The sequence below is a fragment of the Chryseobacterium sp. GW823-FHT05E08 genome, from assembly GCF_058795655.1.
Genome location: NZ_JBXAHY010000003.1, coordinates 53,814 through 69,205, shown reverse-complemented (window position 1 = coordinate 69,205; position 15,392 = coordinate 53,814). Strand labels below are relative to the sequence as shown.

At 33.4% G+C, this 15,392-nt stretch carries 14 protein-coding genes; 6 read left to right on the top strand and 8 right to left on the bottom strand.

Annotated features, from left to right (window positions below; genetic code table 11):
- Nucleotides 1-191 precede the first annotated feature (191 nt).
- Genes AC1Q7L_RS10725 through AC1Q7L_RS10715 form a run of 3 tightly spaced genes read right to left on the bottom strand, consistent with a single transcriptional unit; the run spans nt 192 to nt 4,373 of the window.
- Nucleotides 192-1,661 carry a M20/M25/M40 family metallo-hydrolase gene (locus AC1Q7L_RS10725; RefSeq protein WP_492305965.1) on the bottom strand — a complete coding sequence of 490 codons (1,470 nt, stop codon included), beginning with the start codon at nt 1,659-1,661 and terminating at the stop codon, nt 192-194.
- 15 nt (nt 1,662-1,676) lie between these two features.
- Complete coding sequence (locus AC1Q7L_RS10720) at nt 1,677-1,913, bottom strand: hypothetical protein (RefSeq protein WP_066750882.1); 237 nt, start codon at nt 1,911-1,913, stop codon at nt 1,677-1,679.
- A 45-nt stretch (nt 1,914-1,958) separates the two neighbouring features.
- Nucleotides 1,959-4,373: a peptidase associated and DUF5686 domain-containing protein gene (locus AC1Q7L_RS10715; RefSeq protein ID WP_492305964.1), complete on the bottom strand. Its 2,415-nt coding sequence runs from the start codon at nt 4,371-4,373 to the stop codon at nt 1,959-1,961.
- A 114-nt stretch (nt 4,374-4,487) separates the two neighbouring features.
- Here AC1Q7L_RS10715 and AC1Q7L_RS10710 point away from each other — a divergent pair, with 114 nt between their 5' ends.
- Entirely contained in the window at nt 4,488-4,913 is a 426-nt protein-coding gene (locus AC1Q7L_RS10710; protein WP_492305963.1) for a hypothetical protein, read from the top strand.
- A 51-nt stretch (nt 4,914-4,964) separates the two neighbouring features.
- Here the strand turns inward: AC1Q7L_RS10710 and alaS are convergent, their stop codons facing one another.
- Nucleotides 4,965-7,589, bottom strand: coding sequence for an alanine--tRNA ligase (gene alaS / locus AC1Q7L_RS10705; RefSeq protein ID WP_492305962.1), 2,625 nt, complete (start codon nt 7,587-7,589; stop codon nt 4,965-4,967).
- 533 nt (nt 7,590-8,122) lie between these two features.
- Between alaS and AC1Q7L_RS10700 the strand changes: the two genes are divergently transcribed.
- From AC1Q7L_RS10700 to msrB, 4 genes are all read left to right on the top strand, one after another.
- Nucleotides 8,123-8,677 carry a sigma-70 family RNA polymerase sigma factor gene (locus AC1Q7L_RS10700; protein ID WP_492305961.1) on the top strand — a complete coding sequence of 185 codons (555 nt, stop codon included), beginning with the start codon at nt 8,123-8,125 and terminating at the stop codon, nt 8,675-8,677.
- Between the two features lie 11 nt (nt 8,678-8,688).
- A complete protein-coding gene (locus tag AC1Q7L_RS10695) occupies nt 8,689-8,961 on the top strand; it encodes a hypothetical protein (protein ID WP_492305960.1) in 273 nt (90 codons plus the stop codon).
- Nucleotides 8,962-9,040: 79 nt separating this feature from the next.
- Complete coding sequence (locus AC1Q7L_RS10690) at nt 9,041-9,490, top strand: DUF417 family protein (protein ID WP_410693802.1); 450 nt, start codon at nt 9,041-9,043, stop codon at nt 9,488-9,490.
- 20 nt (nt 9,491-9,510) lie between these two features.
- Complete coding sequence (msrB, locus tag AC1Q7L_RS10685) at nt 9,511-10,614, top strand: peptide-methionine (R)-S-oxide reductase MsrB (RefSeq protein ID WP_492305959.1); 1,104 nt, start codon at nt 9,511-9,513, stop codon at nt 10,612-10,614.
- 34 nt (nt 10,615-10,648) lie between these two features.
- On the opposite strand, the gene AC1Q7L_RS10680 is transcribed toward msrB, so the two are convergent.
- The 4 genes from AC1Q7L_RS10680 to AC1Q7L_RS10665 form a co-directional block, all read right to left on the bottom strand.
- Nucleotides 10,649-11,272, bottom strand: coding sequence for a hypothetical protein (locus tag AC1Q7L_RS10680; RefSeq protein ID WP_492305958.1), 624 nt, complete (start codon nt 11,270-11,272; stop codon nt 10,649-10,651).
- Nucleotides 11,273-11,276: 4 nt separating this feature from the next.
- Nucleotides 11,277-11,870 carry a murein L,D-transpeptidase catalytic domain-containing protein gene (locus tag AC1Q7L_RS10675; protein ID WP_492305957.1) on the bottom strand — a complete coding sequence of 198 codons (594 nt, stop codon included), beginning with the start codon at nt 11,868-11,870 and terminating at the stop codon, nt 11,277-11,279.
- A 169-nt stretch (nt 11,871-12,039) separates the two neighbouring features.
- Nucleotides 12,040-12,885: an ABC transporter permease gene (locus tag AC1Q7L_RS10670; protein ID WP_492305956.1), complete on the bottom strand. Its 846-nt coding sequence runs from the start codon at nt 12,883-12,885 to the stop codon at nt 12,040-12,042.
- On the bottom strand, nt 12,878-13,786 hold the full coding sequence (locus AC1Q7L_RS10665; protein ID WP_492305955.1) for an ABC transporter ATP-binding protein: 909 nt from the start codon (nt 13,784-13,786) through the stop codon (nt 12,878-12,880). Before AC1Q7L_RS10665 ends, AC1Q7L_RS10670 begins: the two co-directional genes overlap by 8 nt.
- A 178-nt stretch (nt 13,787-13,964) precedes the next feature.
- Here AC1Q7L_RS10665 and AC1Q7L_RS10660 point away from each other — a divergent pair, with 178 nt between their 5' ends.
- On the top strand, nt 13,965-15,320 hold the full coding sequence (locus AC1Q7L_RS10660; RefSeq protein WP_492305954.1) for an AAA family ATPase: 1,356 nt from the start codon (nt 13,965-13,967) through the stop codon (nt 15,318-15,320).
- Nucleotides 15,321-15,392: the final 72 nt, after the last annotated feature.

Here is a 15,392-nt window from a genome sequence, read left to right as displayed (position 1 = left end):
AGTAAACTTATATTGGTTTTATAAAATCTGAACCCAAACCGACGCCAACCAATATTAGTTTGAATAAGTTTTAACTAATAATGAAGAGAACTTATTTTTTATTCTAATATTTAAATATTTTTCAGATTAGGACAGCATGATGCATAAAAAAAGCTGAGTTTTTACTCAGCTTGATCTATTTTAATTTCAAATTATCTCTCCAACGTAAAATTAGAAATCACTTTCGGACGTTCCGTTTCATTGGCTACTTTCCATGAAGTTCTGTACATCCATTCCGTCATTTTATAGAGTTTTTTATAATTGATATTTTCAGATTCGTCTTGTGGCGTATGATATTGATCGTGCAAAACGCTCGTGAAAAATATCGCGGGAATTCCCGCTTTCGCATACGGAAGATGATCACTTCTGAAATAAAAATATTCCGCATGACTAGGAGAATCCCAATCTTTCAGATATTTGAATTTCGTGCTTTCATTATTGGCATCTTCAGCCATTTTAACCAATTCTTCGGAGTTTTTATGAGGTGCATTTCCACCTAATAAAGCGGCTTCATTATTGTCATTTCTACCAATCATATCGCCATTCAGAACAGCAACAATTTTTTCTTTCGGAACAACAGGGTGAGCGGCGTGCCATCTTGAACCCAACAATCCTCTTTCCTCAGCTCCGTGAAAAACGAATAAAATACTTCTTTTTCCCGGCTGTTTTTTATAAGCTCTTGCCATGGCTAACATCGCGACACAAGTACTTGCATTGTCATCGGCTCCGTTGTAGATCGTGTCGTTTTTTACGGGATGTCTTATTCCGTCATGATCTTGGTGACCGCTTAGTAAGACGTATTCATCTTTTAATTTCGGATCGCTTCCGTCGATTTTCCCGATGATGTTTACAGAAGGATATTTATAGGTTTCTGTGATGAGGTTTAAAGAAATTTTAGGATTGTTTTTTACCCAATTGGCATTTTCTCTTTTAATCCAGAGAACAGGAATATTATTCGTTACTTTTTCTCTTAAACCTTCAACTCCGTAAGCTCCTCTTGTCATTTGAGGAAGAACTTCAACCCAGCTTTTATCAGAAGTATCATCTGTAATGAAAATGATGGCTTTTGCACCTAATTCAAAGGCTTTATTGTAATATTTCGTTCTTACAAATCCGGGATATCTTCTTACAAAAAGCGTCATTTCTTTGTCGATATTTTTATCGGATGCATTGATCGCAAGAATTTTTCCTTTGATATTTAATTTAGATAAATCCTCAGGTTCAGTAGTTCCGGCGTATACAATTTCAGCATCGATATTCGCATTTACGGGTTCTGCTACAAGGAAATCTTTCCATAATTTTAATTGATTATCACCAATTTTTAAGCTGCTTTGCGGGATGACCTGATGTCTGTATATATCAAAAAACTGGAAGAAAGTTCCGTTGTCTCCGGCGGGTTTCATTCCTGCTTCTTTGGCTTTGTCGGCCAGCCACATGGATACTTTTAATTCATCTAATGTTCCGGCTTCACGTCCCCAGAACTGGTCTGCAGCCAATTCGTACATATTTTTTCTGAGATCTGTTTCTTTGATAGCTGAAACGAGAGGTTTTTTATAGTTTTGAGCATTTCCAAAACCGAAAATGAGTAGAGTGAAAACGGATAACAAATACTTTTTTTTCATCGTGCTTTTTTAATTTTAATTAAAGTTAGCCAATTTTTCAGAAAACTGCTTTGAGAATTCTTTTCTGTCTTCTTCTAATTTCTCTTTATTTGAAGGTAAAACATAGTTGAAAAGTACTTTGTCTTCGTTATCTAAAAAGACGATCTCTTTTTCTTCTCCATCAATCATTTGGGCAAAGATCTCCCACATTGGCGTGTCTTTTAATCTTAATAATTCAAAAAACTGCTCTGCTTTTATTTGTATTGTTTTCATTTAAATTTTATTAATTGCTCGTTACTAATTACCGATTACTCCTATTTAAAACTCTAATAATTTAAGTTTAAACTGTATCGCGAAATTTTGCTTAAAATTCGGGGTTGTATAATAACCGACTCTGTAGAATATTCCTAAATTGAAATAGCTGGAAAGGAAATTCGTCCATTCCAAGCCAACTTCCTGATACAGATGATCTAACTTTCTGAAGTTGAACTGATGATATTCAGGATGTTTCATATCTCCGATGGTTCCTCTTAACACAAAGTCAAAACTTGAAACATTTTGCCCAAAACTTTTAAAATACCAAGGGATTTTATGAGTAAAATAATAGGCTACGAATTTATCGTTATAGTATTTTCCACCCTCCAACGTAGCAAAACCTAAGAAAGATGTTAAGTTGAAATTAAAATCTCTTCTCGGCGAGGCCAGACCGTTCATCGTGAAATTTTTCCAGATGGGAGCTTCACCGAAAACCATTCCGCCATAAAATCTTACACCGGTAGTTCCGAGCATTGTCTTAAAATTATGAACAAAAAGAGCATCAAAACGGGTATAATTAAAGTCTCCGCCTAATATTTTAAAACTTTGTTCATAATTGAAATACAGCTCAGGATATTTTTGATCAACAATAGATTTCCCCTGCGGAGTCATAATATTGGTAGAATTCGGAGAATATTTTAAGGTAAATAACGTGTTGAAATTTTCAAAAGCCGGACCGCTGTTTCTGAACTGATAATCAAACAATGCTTCTTCATAATTTCTTTTTGCTGCGAAAACCAGCGTCAATCCGTTGGTAACATCATTCAGATAAGAAACGGAAGCGCCTCTGTAATGGAAATATTTATCATTATTAATATTATTTCCATAGTTCATCATCCTCATTTTGAAGTTCCAGAGTCTTCTGTAAAACTCTCCGGAAGCGGTAACATCATTGTAATAATCGATTCTGAAAAAAGAGTTTTTATCAAGATTGGTCTTTATATCAAGACCGATTCCGTATTTTAGTTTATCATCTTTCAGACCATATGCAAAATAATAATCGGGAGAGAAGTATGGATTGAAATTTTCATTCACTTTAGCTTTTAAACCTAATCTAAAGCCTTCATAGGAGTTAAAGTTCACGATTTCATCAACTGCAAAATCTAAAACCCCGGATCTGATTTGCCCATTAATTAATCCTGTTAATACCCTTGCTTTACTGTCAATATTATATTTTTTTCCAAGGCTATCGATCGTTGTATAGGTATTTTTTTCTCTTTCTGTCAGAGGTTCTGTTCTGTATCGATCAAGTGTTTTTCCATCCGAACTTTTCACGGAAAAAGTATAGCCTTTAAAATCTTTGAAATCCTCTTCAATAGGCGATTTGAAATCAAAATATTTTGAAGACAGAAATGCATAAGTCCCGAAACTTCTTTTATCATTTTTCTCCGACTCATCTTCAGAATGACTTTTTTTGTCTTCCTGCATTGCCATTTTATTCATTCGGAGTTTTACGGTTTCGTGAGCCAAAAACCATTTGTTGTTATAGAAAATCCAAGTGCTGGTAATAATTCCGTCATTTTTATTTTTGCTGAAATTTTCTATTTTTTTGATTCCGTAAGTTTCAGTGTCAATGTAAATTGCTCCGTTGTATTTCCTTTTTTTATCAGGTTTCTTGTAATTCACTTCACGAAAACGGATGACGAAATTTTTTCTGCCATCCATCATAAGAGTATCAGTTAAAAAGAATCTGTACAATCCTCTGTTTTCCTGTTTAAGCTGATTGGGGATTTTATCTCTATTGCTTTGCTGCAGGGCGATCATCTCATAAATTGGTTGTTTAAGACCCGAAATTCTGTTGTCCAAAATATTGATCTTTTCACCATATTTTTTTGAGAATAAAAATTCCTGTGCTCTTTCCCAAAGGAATAATTTACTTTTTGAAAATATCTGTCTTGCCGAAATATTATTTAGCGAATCTTTTTCTCTTTTTTTCTTGAATAAGTTATTTTCTTCAAAGAATTGATTGAACTGAGAAATACTGTCCTCATCAATATCCAATGAAATTTTTTCGTAGGATTTATAGGTATAAGATTCTAAACTTTTCGGTGAATTTTTTGTAAATAACTGATTGACTTTTTTAAGTATTTCTAAAGCTCTCGGATCACTTTTATCTTCAATAATGATTTCTTCAATGGCTGTTGTTTTTGAAGATTTTTTAATCAAAGAAACGGTCATGTCGCTTTCTACAACTGATGTTTCTTTCTGATATTGGTTCGCCTCAACAGTAATACTTTTACATTTTGATTTAAATTCTAAAATGCCCTGAGCATCTGTTTCTCCCAATAATTTGTTATTGCAAAAGACTTTAGCATTGGGAATGGGAATTTTACTAGCATCATCTACTACCTTAATTTTTGATTGTGAAAAACCAAAAATAGAGATCAAGAAAAATATTATAAGTAAAACCCTTTTCATATGAAAAAACTATGTCAAAAGTAGTAATATTTCTTGTTTCGGGAAAGTTTTAATGATTGATATTGGCATGATTTTTAATAGAGATTATCTTGAAAAAATTAAAAGCACAACAAAATGAAAAATTATTACTTTGCCGGCATATTCGGTATGTCTTTATTGTTTTTTTCTTTAAATGTAAAAGCTCAATCTCAGAGTTTAAATACAATGAACCAACAGAAGGAGGTCTTGGAGCTTCAAACTAAACTGAAAAATAAACAAATCGATCTGGAAAAAGAAACATTAAACAATACAAAGATTTTAGAAAAAGCTAATGATCTTAATGGAAAATCGAATGCTAAGGCTGTAAATCTTAGCTCATCTGATCCGGATTCTGCTGCTGACAAAGCCAGAAACGCAGTAAAAGTTTTAAAGAAAACTGAGAATGCCAATCAGGAATTACAAAAAAGCAACAGCAAAATTTCATCCATCAAAAAAGATATTGAAAAGTTGCAAACTAAACTTAATAAGATGAATTACACTGTGGATCTTACTAAAAAATAATGATAAATGCCCGAAATTATCGGGCATTTAATTTTTTTATGTTTTTTTGAATTAAATATTCAAAGCCTTTTGATAAGCATTCTCCAAGCCATCAAGATTTTTTCCTCCAGCCGTTGCAAAACCTGGGTTTCCACCGCCGCCGCCTTGGATTTCTTTTGCTAAATCTTTAATAAGTGCTCCAGCCTGATAAATTCCTGCCAAATCATCAGAAACGCCAACGGTAATCATTGGTTTTCCGTCTGCGTCGGAAAGAATAACCGTTATAGAAGTTGGAATTTCTTTCTTCAACTGGAAGACGATATCTTTCACTGAACCGGCATCCAATGAAGTTCTTTTCACTAAAAGTAATTTATCTCCTTTTTGCTCATAAGCACCTTTCCAGTCACCGATTTCCCCTTTTGCTTTTTCTTTTTTGAAAGCTTCTACTTCAGATTTCAACGAAGCATTTTCTTCGATTAATTTCTCGATAGATCTTACAACATCTTTAGATTTCAACAATTGAGAAAGTTCAAGAACCTGCTTTTCTAAACCTTTGAAATATTCCTCAGATTTATCACCTGAGATCGCTTCAATTCTTCTGATTCCTGCTGCTGCAGAACTTTCGGAAGTCAATTTGAAATGACCGATTTCGCTCGTATTTTTAACGTGAGTTCCACCGCAAAGTTCTTTTGAACTTCCAAACTGGATCATTCTCACACTATCACCATATTTTTCACCAAACAAAGCCATTGCACCTTTATCAATCGCTTCCTGGATCGGAATATTTCTAAATTCCTGTAAAGCAATACTTTCTTTGATTTTTGCATTCACTTTTTCTTCAACCAAAGCCAATTCTTCCTCCGTCATTTTATTGAAGTGAGAGAAGTCAAAACGAAGATATTCAGGACCGACATAAGAACCTTTTTGCTCAACGTGAGTTCCTAAAACATCTCTCAACGCCTCATGTAAAAGGTGAGTCACCGAGTGGTTAGCTTGAGAGTTTTTTCTGTCTGTCGCATCTGCTTTAGCATAGAAAATAGCACTTGCATCTTTCGGAAGACCATTAATTAAAGAAATAATTAACCCATTTTCCTTTTTAGTTTCTAATACTTCAAAACTTTCCGTTGCGTTTTCAAGGACACCTTTATCACCAACCTGTCCACCACCTTCTGGGTAGAAAGGAGAGTTGCTTAACACAACCTGATAAAATTCGCCGTCTTTATTTTCTACTTTTCTGTATCTTGTAATATGTGTTTCAGCTTCAATTTGGTCGTAACCAACGAAGTTTTCTTCTCCTTCTTCTAATGTTACCCAATCGTATACTTTTTGAGCAGAATCGTCTTGGGAACGTTTTCTCTGCTGTTCCATTAATTCGTCAAACCTTTTAACATCAACTGTAAATCCATGCTCTCTTGCAATTATTTCAGTTAAATCTAAAGGAAATCCATTACTGTCAAATAATTCAAAAGCTAAATCTCCAGAAACAACTTTTAAAAGCTCATTTTCTTTTATTGGTTGTGCTGCCTTTATAAAAGCAATTGACTGTTCAAGCTTTAAAATTCCTGTATCAATTGTTTTTAGGAATGATTCTTCTTCACTTTTAATAACATCAGTAACTAATTTCCCTTGTTTTTCTAATTCAGGGAAAACTGATCCCATTTGATCTTTAAGAACAGCAACTAATTTGTAAAGGAAAGGTTCTTTCATATCTAAGAATCTGTAAGAATAAGAAATTCCTCTTCTTAGAATCCTTCTGATGACATATCCGGCACCTCCGTTTGAAGGCAATTGTCCGTCAGCAATTGCAAATGAAACCGCTCTGATGTGATCTACCACAACACGGATCGCAATATCTTTTTCGTCTTCTAAAATTCCAGTATATTTTTTACCTGAAAGTTCTTCAACTTTAGCAATTAAAGGTGTGAAAACATCAGTATCATAATTGGAAGATTTTCCCTGAAGCGCCATACAAAGACGTTCGAAGCCCATTCCTGTATCAACATGTTGTGCAGGAAGTTTTTCCAGAGAACCATCTGCTTTTCTGTTGAATTCCATGAATACAAGATTCCAAACTTCTACAACTTGAGGATGATCGTTGTTCACTAATTCAAGCCCTGAAACTTTAGCTTTTTCTTCCGGAGTTCTCAAGTCCACATGGATTTCAGAACAAGGTCCACAAGGTCCGCTTGCTCCCATTTCCCAGAAGTTATCTTTTTTGTTTCCGTTGATAATTCTGTCTTCAGAAACTACCGCTTTCCAGTAATCGTAAGCATCCTGATCTCTTTCAAGATTTTCAGAAGCGTCTCCTTCAAAAATGGTTACATATAAGTTTTCTTTTGGAATTCTGTACACTTCAGTCAGCAATTCCCAGGCAAAAGCAATAGCATCTTTTTTGAAATAATCACCAAAAGACCAGTTTCCTAACATCTCGAACATGGTGTGGTGGTAAGTATCTCTACCTACATCATCCAAGTCATTATGTTTCCCTGAGACTCTCAAACATTTCTGTGTATCGGCAATTCTTGGGGCGGTAGGCGTTTTGTAGCCTAAGAAAAAATCCTTGAACTGCGTCATTCCAGAGTTGGAAAACATTAGGGTAGGGTCGTCTTTCAGCACAATTGGAGCCGAAGGAACGATAAGGTGTTCTTTACTTTTAAAATAATCTAAAAATTTTTGACGTATCTCTTGTGATGTCATAATGATATATATTGCTTTGCTTTTTACAAATTTTCGATAAATGCAAATTTAATGTTTTTAAAGTAATGTAAAAATATAGTTTTACGTTTTAAGCTATTTGTAGACTTATAGTTTGAATATTGTCATTTCGACAAAGGAGAAATCTATTATTTCAATCATGTAAACTTCCATCACCCCGCTTCTAACTTCCTTTCTTTTTAGGAGCTATTTCCCGCTTTCCGTTGCAATCTTTTTTTTTCAAAAAAGGATTTTCACTCAATCGGGGCTAGGGTTGTAGCCATTATTTTCAAAATTAGAAGTACTAATTATCCATCAACTTTGTCATCCTGAAAGGATCTCAACGTCAAAAGATGATAAGTTCACTTGTCTCTTTGAGATTCGCTCCTCGCAATGACCAAATGATTTAATGAAATTTTTGCACTTTAGAATTTAACTTTCTATATTCGTTTTAATATTAAATAAAAACTCTTGCAGATTTTACACTCAAACATCTGTGTAAATTTGTGTAATCCGTGGTTAATATTAAATAGAAAATGACGAAAAACGAAACACTGAAAAGTTGGATAGAACAATACTCCGAACCTTTGCTGAAAAGAGCGGTTTATGTACTTTCAGATAGGATAGAGGCGGAAGATATTGTTCAGGAGGTTTTTATTGCTGCTTTTTCGTCGTATGATTCTTTTGAAGGGAAAAGCAAACCTTTAACTTGGCTGAATACAATTCTCAATAATAAGGTTGCTGATTTTTATAGAAAAAAATATAAATCAGAACCGGAAATAAGACTTGATCATTTTTTTGATGAAACAGGATCATGGAAAAATAACGATGTACTGAACGATTGGGACGCTTCCAATAAAGAATCTGAACTTCTGGATAATGATGATTTTAATAAAACATTGGAAGATTGTCTGGAAGATTTGCCATCCCGATGGAAAATTCCCATGAAAATGTATTATCTTCAAGAAAAAAAAGCACCCGAAGTGAGTCAGGAATTGAATATTTCTACGACTAATCTTTGGAAGATCTTGCAAAGGAGTAGAATGCAGCTTAGAGAATGTCTGGATTTTAACTGGTTTGCAAAATCGTAACGAGTAAAAATATGTTGAAAAAATTTATTCATATTTTATTTTTACCATGCAGTGAAGCGACTTTGCTGATGGAAAAAAGAAACGCCAATTCCATTTCTTCAAAAGAGGATTGGAAACTTTCCATGCACCTAAAGATCTGTAAATGGTGCCGGGCTTATAAAGAAAAGTTGGAAATTTTAGATGATATTTTAAAAAGAAAACTTTCTCGAGAAGAAAAAATTGAAATTAATGATTCTGAAATTCAATCATTTAAAGATAGGGTTGCTAAAAATTTAGATATTTAAATAAAATTTTGTCAGGATTTTGAAATTGTTCCGACTATACTTTTGAAAATAACAAAGTATTAATTCAAAATCTTAAAAAATGAACGGAACAACATCAATCAACAAAGAACTACCAACGTACAAAACGGGTTATTATATTTCGCTTTTCGGAACAGCTCTTATTTTGCTTTGGATCGGAATTTTCAAATTTACACCCACCGAAGCTGCCGGAATAAAAAGCCTTGTAGAAAACCACTTCCTTACTTTTTACGTATATGATATCATGAGCGTTCAGGCAGTGTCAAATGCTATCGGAGCGATAGAAATTATCATTGCCTTACTACTCATATTTAGTGCGAAATTTGCATACTTACGAAGGTATGCTGCGATAGGAATGATCGTGACTTTTCTTACAACGCTGAGTTATTTATTTACAACTCCCGGAATTTGGAAAGTAGTGGACGGAATACCCGTAACAGACTTTTTTATATTAAAAGATCTACTGTTTTTAGGATTTGGATTAATGATACTTCAAAATGATAAAAAATGAATAATAATAAAAAAATAAAAATGAAAAACATATTAATATTGCTCGGAATGGTGCTGGGCATCGCAGTATTTGCGACAAGTTGCGGAGATTCTTTAAAAAAGAAACCGATAGAAACTAAAAAAGATAATGAGACAGTTATGAACGACAAAAATTTAAAAGAAGTTTATTTTGCAGGTGGATGTTTTTGGGGAACAGAACATTTTTTTCAACAGGTTCGTGGAGTTGTAGGAACAGAAGTTGGTTATGCCAACGGAAAAACTCAGAATCCTACTTATGAAGAAGTGGTAAGCCATACAACAGGTTTCGCTGAAACCGTAAAAGTGAAATATGATCCTGAACAAGTTGATTTAAAACTATTAATTGATCTTTATTTCAAAACAATTGACCCTACAAGTTTAAACAAACAGGGAAATGACAGAGGAGATCAGTACAGAACAGGAATTTATTCTACTGATAAAGATACTGAGGCTATTGTAAAAGAAGAAGTTCAAAAATTAGCTAAAAATTACAGCAAGCCTTTGGTTGTAGAAACGATTGCTCTTAAAAACTTCTATAAAGCAGAAGATTATCACCAAGATTACTTGGATAAAAATCCGGGAGGATATTGCCACATCGAACCAGGACTTTTTGAAATGGCAAAAAATGCAAACCCTCTTCCAAAGAAAGATGCAACAGTAAAATATCAAAAAGAGGATAAAAAGGTTTTAAAGGAAAAATTAACGGCTGAACAATATAAAGTGACTCAGGAAAATGGTACTGAAATGCCTTTCAAAAATGAATATTGGGATGAAACCCGTGAAGGTATTTATGTAGATATTACAACTGGCGAACCGTTATTTATTTCAACAGATAAATTTGAATCTGGTTGTGGATGGCCAAGTTTTTCAAAACCAATTACTAAAAAACTGGTTGATGAAAAATTAGACAGATCTGCAGGAATGACAAGAGTTGAAGTAAGAAGCAAAACCGGGGATGCTCATCTGGGACACGTTTTCAATGACGGGCCAGCGGACAAAGGCGGACTTCGTTACTGCATCAACAGTGCTTCTCTGAAGTTTGTTCCAAAAGCAGAAATGGAGAAAAAAGGGTACGGAGATTATCTTTCCCTGTTAGATAAAAAGTAATGTGAAAGGAAGGTTGTCGAAAGGCAACCTTTTTTTATTTTAAATTTAATTGAAATCTTTCTTTAATGCTCAACATGGAAATGTTTAGAAATAATAAGAATCCGAAGATAATGTAATAAGATTGCTTAGGAAGTCTTTTAATATCTGTGAAATTAAGACCTTCTTTTTGTTTATAATCTGTTTCTCCACCAACTACGCCACCGCAAATAGCATAATTTTTATTTTGATCTTTATAAAAATGAACCACAAAAAAATGACCGGTATTTCCTACATCAACCCCGTAAGTTTCTTGTTTTGCTAATTGCATGGTATTGATCAAACTCACTAAATCTTGATAATTATTTTTATCATCAATTACAAATTCAATTCCTGTTTCTTTTTGATTTCTCTGCTGAAGCTTTTTAAGTTCAGAAATATAATAATGCTGGTTTTGTAGCACTGTATTAGGTTTTACAATAATCTTTTTATAATTCCAGTTTCGTACATGCTCAAACGTGTTATCAATACTGTCATTATATTTATATTTTGCAGGAATCCCAAGATCAAGTATGGTATAAGGTGGATGAACTCTTTGACCTGCATAATACCAAAATAAAATTGGAATCAACAAAGCACTTATCAATCCCGGAAAATAATATATTTTCTTACGATTCCTCATATTTTTAATTATAAATCCACATCAAAACGGGCTTGGAAGAATTCTGCAATATAGGATCGATCTTTTTTAACGCATCGTTAGAAACTGTCGGACAACCCCAGCCTTCAGGCGATCCTTTTGGAAAAACTTCATCATTGCTCATTTTATCCCATGAGTGAAAAACAATTGTTCTTTTTAAGGCATTATTGTTTGTTTTTTCCAAACCGTGCATTAAATATTTTACATTAATTCCCCATTCACTTCTTCCTCTTTCTCCGATTTTATATTTTCCTAAAGCTGAAAGGTGGCTTCCATCTTCATTGCTGAAATCTGGGCTATCTTTTGATTGGTCCCAACTCCAGATATTATTTCCGCATCCGTGACCAACCAAATATTTCTGAGTAATTTTCTTTTGTTTAAAATCATAAATAAAAAACCTATTGATTCCTGAATGTAAACTCATGTCAATCAAAATACAAAACTCTGTATTAAACTTATTTTTCTTACAAAATTTAAGAGCTTCTTGTCCTTTTTTATCGGTTTTATTAAGGTCAAAAGTAGGTTTTGCAACAGACTTTGGTTTTATAATTGAAGCTGTTTTTTCAACAAAATTTTCCACTTTTTGATTACATGAAGTAATTACAATTAATGATAATATTGAAAATGTTGCTATAAAAAAGAAGGATAAGTTTTTCATCATTAGATTCAAAGAAAATTAAAATTAAACAAAAAAGTGATTCAAAATATGAACCACTTTAATTTTTTATAATGTAAAAGCTTGAATTGGCTTACCAATCTCTTTTTTTCAAGATCCAATAAGATCCGATAATGAAAATTCCACTCCAAATAATACAGGCAACGAGGCTTTCTGTTGGGTAAGTAAATTCGTATTTTAAGCCTAGCATTTTTGCAGCATTAAGTCTTAACATTGGATTCGGGATCAGGCTGGACATGCTTTCCAACGGCAAAACTTTAGTGAAAAAGAAATGACTCTGGAATTTTGTTTCCAATGCTGTTCCGCTCAATCCGGTTAAAACGATGTTTTTTTCTATTGCCTGAAGAATTCCTTCAACGATCCAAAGTATAAAGAATGTCAAAAATACAAACATCGATTTTCTCAGTAGAATAGAAAGAAACATTAAGAAACAGAAAAATGTGAACAGTTTTAAAAAGTAATTTCCGATGTAAAATATTTCCTTAAACATACTTTCTGAATCTGTTACAATAGAATATTTCTGTCCCAAAAACAACGTGATAACGAATACAATAAGGGTAGAAATTATAGTGAAGATCGTTAGCGTCAATAATTTTGAGCTAATAAATTCTTTTCTGCTCAGCCCGTCAATGGTATTTTGTTTAAACATTCGGTTGCTGAATTCCTGACAAATCGAGAAAACAATGATTAATCCTAAGAAAATCTTCAAAAGACCGACAATCCATGTCGTGAAATTCCAGATTTCAGGAAAATTATATATTCCCTGTTGTTTTAAGTTGATTGGATTCCCAAAAAGATCCAAATCTACGAGACCGATAAAAAGCAATGCAATCAAAATTGCAAAATATAGGATGGTGAAAATCTTGAATGGCTTGTAATTCAGGTTTTTATAATATTCGAGTTTTAATAGTTTAAGCATGATTCGTGTTTTTTACAAGTTCAAGGAATTGAGTTTCAAGAGATAATTTTTTCTTATTTAAATGGGATAAGAAAATACCTTTTTCTGCCAGTTTTTGATTTAAAGCTGAAGTCGAAATTGAAGCATCATCACGAATTTGAGCTTTAATAATTTCTCCGTCTATTTTCACGGAAGTGAACCATTGGAGTTCTTCCAGTGCGCTTAAAAGTTGAGTATTATTGTCTGCTTTTAATTCAAAATATCCTTTGTCACTGGTCATTTCATCCACTCTTCCGGAATAGATGGCAGTTCCTTCTTTTAAAACAATAACATGACTGCATATTTTTTCAATTTCATCTAAAAGGTGACTTGCAATAATGATTGTAATTCCCTGTTTAGCAATGCTATTGATGATATCTCTGATCTGGATAATTCCCTCAGGATCAAGTCCGTTTGTAGGTTCGTCGAGAATAAGAACTTCAGGATTGTTTAAAATCGCAGAAGCTATGGCCAGACGTTGTTTCATCCCCAATGAGAACGTTTTGAAAGTGTCTTTTTTTCTTTCATAAAGATTGACGGTTTTCAGGACTTCATCGATTCTTTCGTAGGGCGTTCCTTTGATCTCGGCAACAATTTTCAGGTTGGTTTCTGCACTTAGATAAGGATAGAAATTAGGTTGCTCGATAATCGCTCCGATTTTTTTCAGAGTATCGGAATCTGTTCCCTTTTTTCCAAACCAGAACCAGTCGCCGCTTGTAGGATTTATGGTTGACAGCAACATTCCGAAAGTGGTTGATTTTCCGCTTCCGTTAGGTCCTAAAAGACCATAAACATTGCCTTTCTCAACATCAAAAGATATATTGTTTACCACAACTCTTTTGAATTTTTTGGTGAGATTCTTTACTGATAAGATTTTTTCCATGTAATTTGTTTTACATAGTAGTAGTCTATATAAATTAGAAATTGTTACAAAAATTTTAAATTATAAGTTATGAATTGTGAATTTTTCAGCTTACTGCCTAAAGCTTATAACCTACTGCCTACAAGGTATTGCTCATTCACATTTTAAATACTAAATTTGATAGAATTAATCGGTAATTATGAAGTTAATTGATTTGGCAAAGGAGCTCCACATTTCTGCAGAAGCTATAAAACGATTTATACAGGATTTTGATCTTGAACTTGGAGTGTGCATCAGCACCAATTTTGAAGTGAAGAAAGATTTTGAAAAATTCGCCCGCGAAAATTCAGATTTTTTAAAAGAATATGAAAAAGATCTTGATGAAAACAAAACATCAGAGCAAATCGCGGAAACCATTAATAAATCAAAGCAAAAGGTAGAACAGGCCATAAAGGAATCCAATCCAAATATTTTCGATAATGGTTTCTTTAAATCTTCTATTTCAAGCTACGGAATTGATAATAAATTAGGCGGAAACTATCAGTTTGTCTATAATTATTTTGGGCATAAAACGAGTCTTCAACACAGGGATTTTATTGGATACAGGGATCTGTTCTTTTACATTTCAAGTGTTTTGGAACCGTTTTTAAATCCACAACAGATTAAAGATTGGGGAATTAATAAACCTGCCGGAATGATTTTGTACGGTCCTCCGGGAAGTGGAAAAATTTTCTGGGCTAATAAAATTGCCGAAATCATTAATTATCAATTCAAAGAAGTTAAAAAACACTACTTGGGAACCTCTTTCGTAGATGGAAATAAGACCAATTTCAATGATTTTCTTTTAGAAATGATGAAAGAAGATAAAGTTTTGCTTTTCATGGATGATTTTGATGAAATTATGATGCAGAGAACAGCCGAAACCGACATCGCTTCATGCAACCTTGAAACTCAGGAAATTATTCTTCACTACATCGGAAAGTTCGAAAAAGAAGACATGTTGATGGTTGGTTCTGCCAATACAGTCTCAGAAATTGATGAAGAAATTCTGGCTCCGGGAAGGTTTGATGTGATGATTCCCGTTTTTCCACCCAATGCTTCTGAGCGTTCGGAAATCATTCTGTATGCGATGACGAGAGGTCTTGAACAAGATTCTTTACTCTATAAAATTCTTAAAAATAATAAAGCAGATAAAATTCCTTTCTGGCAGGGTATTTCCTCCGAAATGAAGGTTTTCAGCAATACAATGTTGATCGATTTTACGCAAAGCTTAAAAAAACGCATCAAAAATCTTTATCAGAGAACAAGAAATGAAAATCTTAAGATAGATGAAACGCTTCTGAATGGTGCTTTAAGAGATGCCAAAGGAAAGCTAACGGAAGAATATCTTGAACAGATTGCAAGATTTTTAAGTGATGTAATTATCAATAATTCTGACGATTTTCAATATAGAATCCAATCTTTAAGAGTTGAGCTGGAATCTTATAGAATTGTTGAAGAACCAAGAAGAGAAATTGGCTTTCAGCATAACGAAGACGAGAAAAATAAAGGCTGATAAAAAGGTCAATTGTGAATTTTGCTTTGCAAGTCAATAGTGAATATTTTCACGCATAAAAAATTCACAAGC

Coding starts and splice junctions, on each gene's coding strand:
- AC1Q7L_RS10725 (WP_492305965.1), bottom strand. CDS start 1,661: ATGAAAAAAAAGTATTTGTTATCCGTTTTCACTCTACTCATTTTCGGT.
- AC1Q7L_RS10720 (WP_066750882.1), bottom strand. CDS start 1,913: ATGAAAACAATACAAATAAAAGCAGAGCAGTTTTTTGAATTATTAAGA.
- AC1Q7L_RS10715 (WP_492305964.1), bottom strand. CDS start 4,373: ATGAAAAGGGTTTTACTTATAATATTTTTCTTGATCTCTATTTTTGGT.
- AC1Q7L_RS10710 (WP_492305963.1), top strand. CDS start 4,488: ATGAAAAATTATTACTTTGCCGGCATATTCGGTATGTCTTTATTGTTT.
- alaS (WP_492305962.1), bottom strand. CDS start 7,589: ATGACATCACAAGAGATACGTCAAAAATTTTTAGATTATTTTAAAAGT.
- AC1Q7L_RS10700 (WP_492305961.1), top strand. CDS start 8,123: ATGACGAAAAACGAAACACTGAAAAGTTGGATAGAACAATACTCCGAA.
- AC1Q7L_RS10695 (WP_492305960.1), top strand. CDS start 8,689: ATGTTGAAAAAATTTATTCATATTTTATTTTTACCATGCAGTGAAGCG.
- AC1Q7L_RS10690 (WP_410693802.1), top strand. CDS start 9,041: ATGAACGGAACAACATCAATCAACAAAGAACTACCAACGTACAAAACG.
- msrB (WP_492305959.1), top strand. CDS start 9,511: ATGAAAAACATATTAATATTGCTCGGAATGGTGCTGGGCATCGCAGTA.
- AC1Q7L_RS10680 (WP_492305958.1), bottom strand. CDS start 11,272: ATGAGGAATCGTAAGAAAATATATTATTTTCCGGGATTGATAAGTGCT.
- AC1Q7L_RS10670 (WP_492305956.1), bottom strand. CDS start 12,885: ATGCTTAAACTATTAAAACTCGAATATTATAAAAACCTGAATTACAAG.
- AC1Q7L_RS10665 (WP_492305955.1), bottom strand. CDS start 13,786: ATGGAAAAAATCTTATCAGTAAAGAATCTCACCAAAAAATTCAAAAGA.
- AC1Q7L_RS10660 (WP_492305954.1), top strand. CDS start 13,965: ATGAAGTTAATTGATTTGGCAAAGGAGCTCCACATTTCTGCAGAAGCT.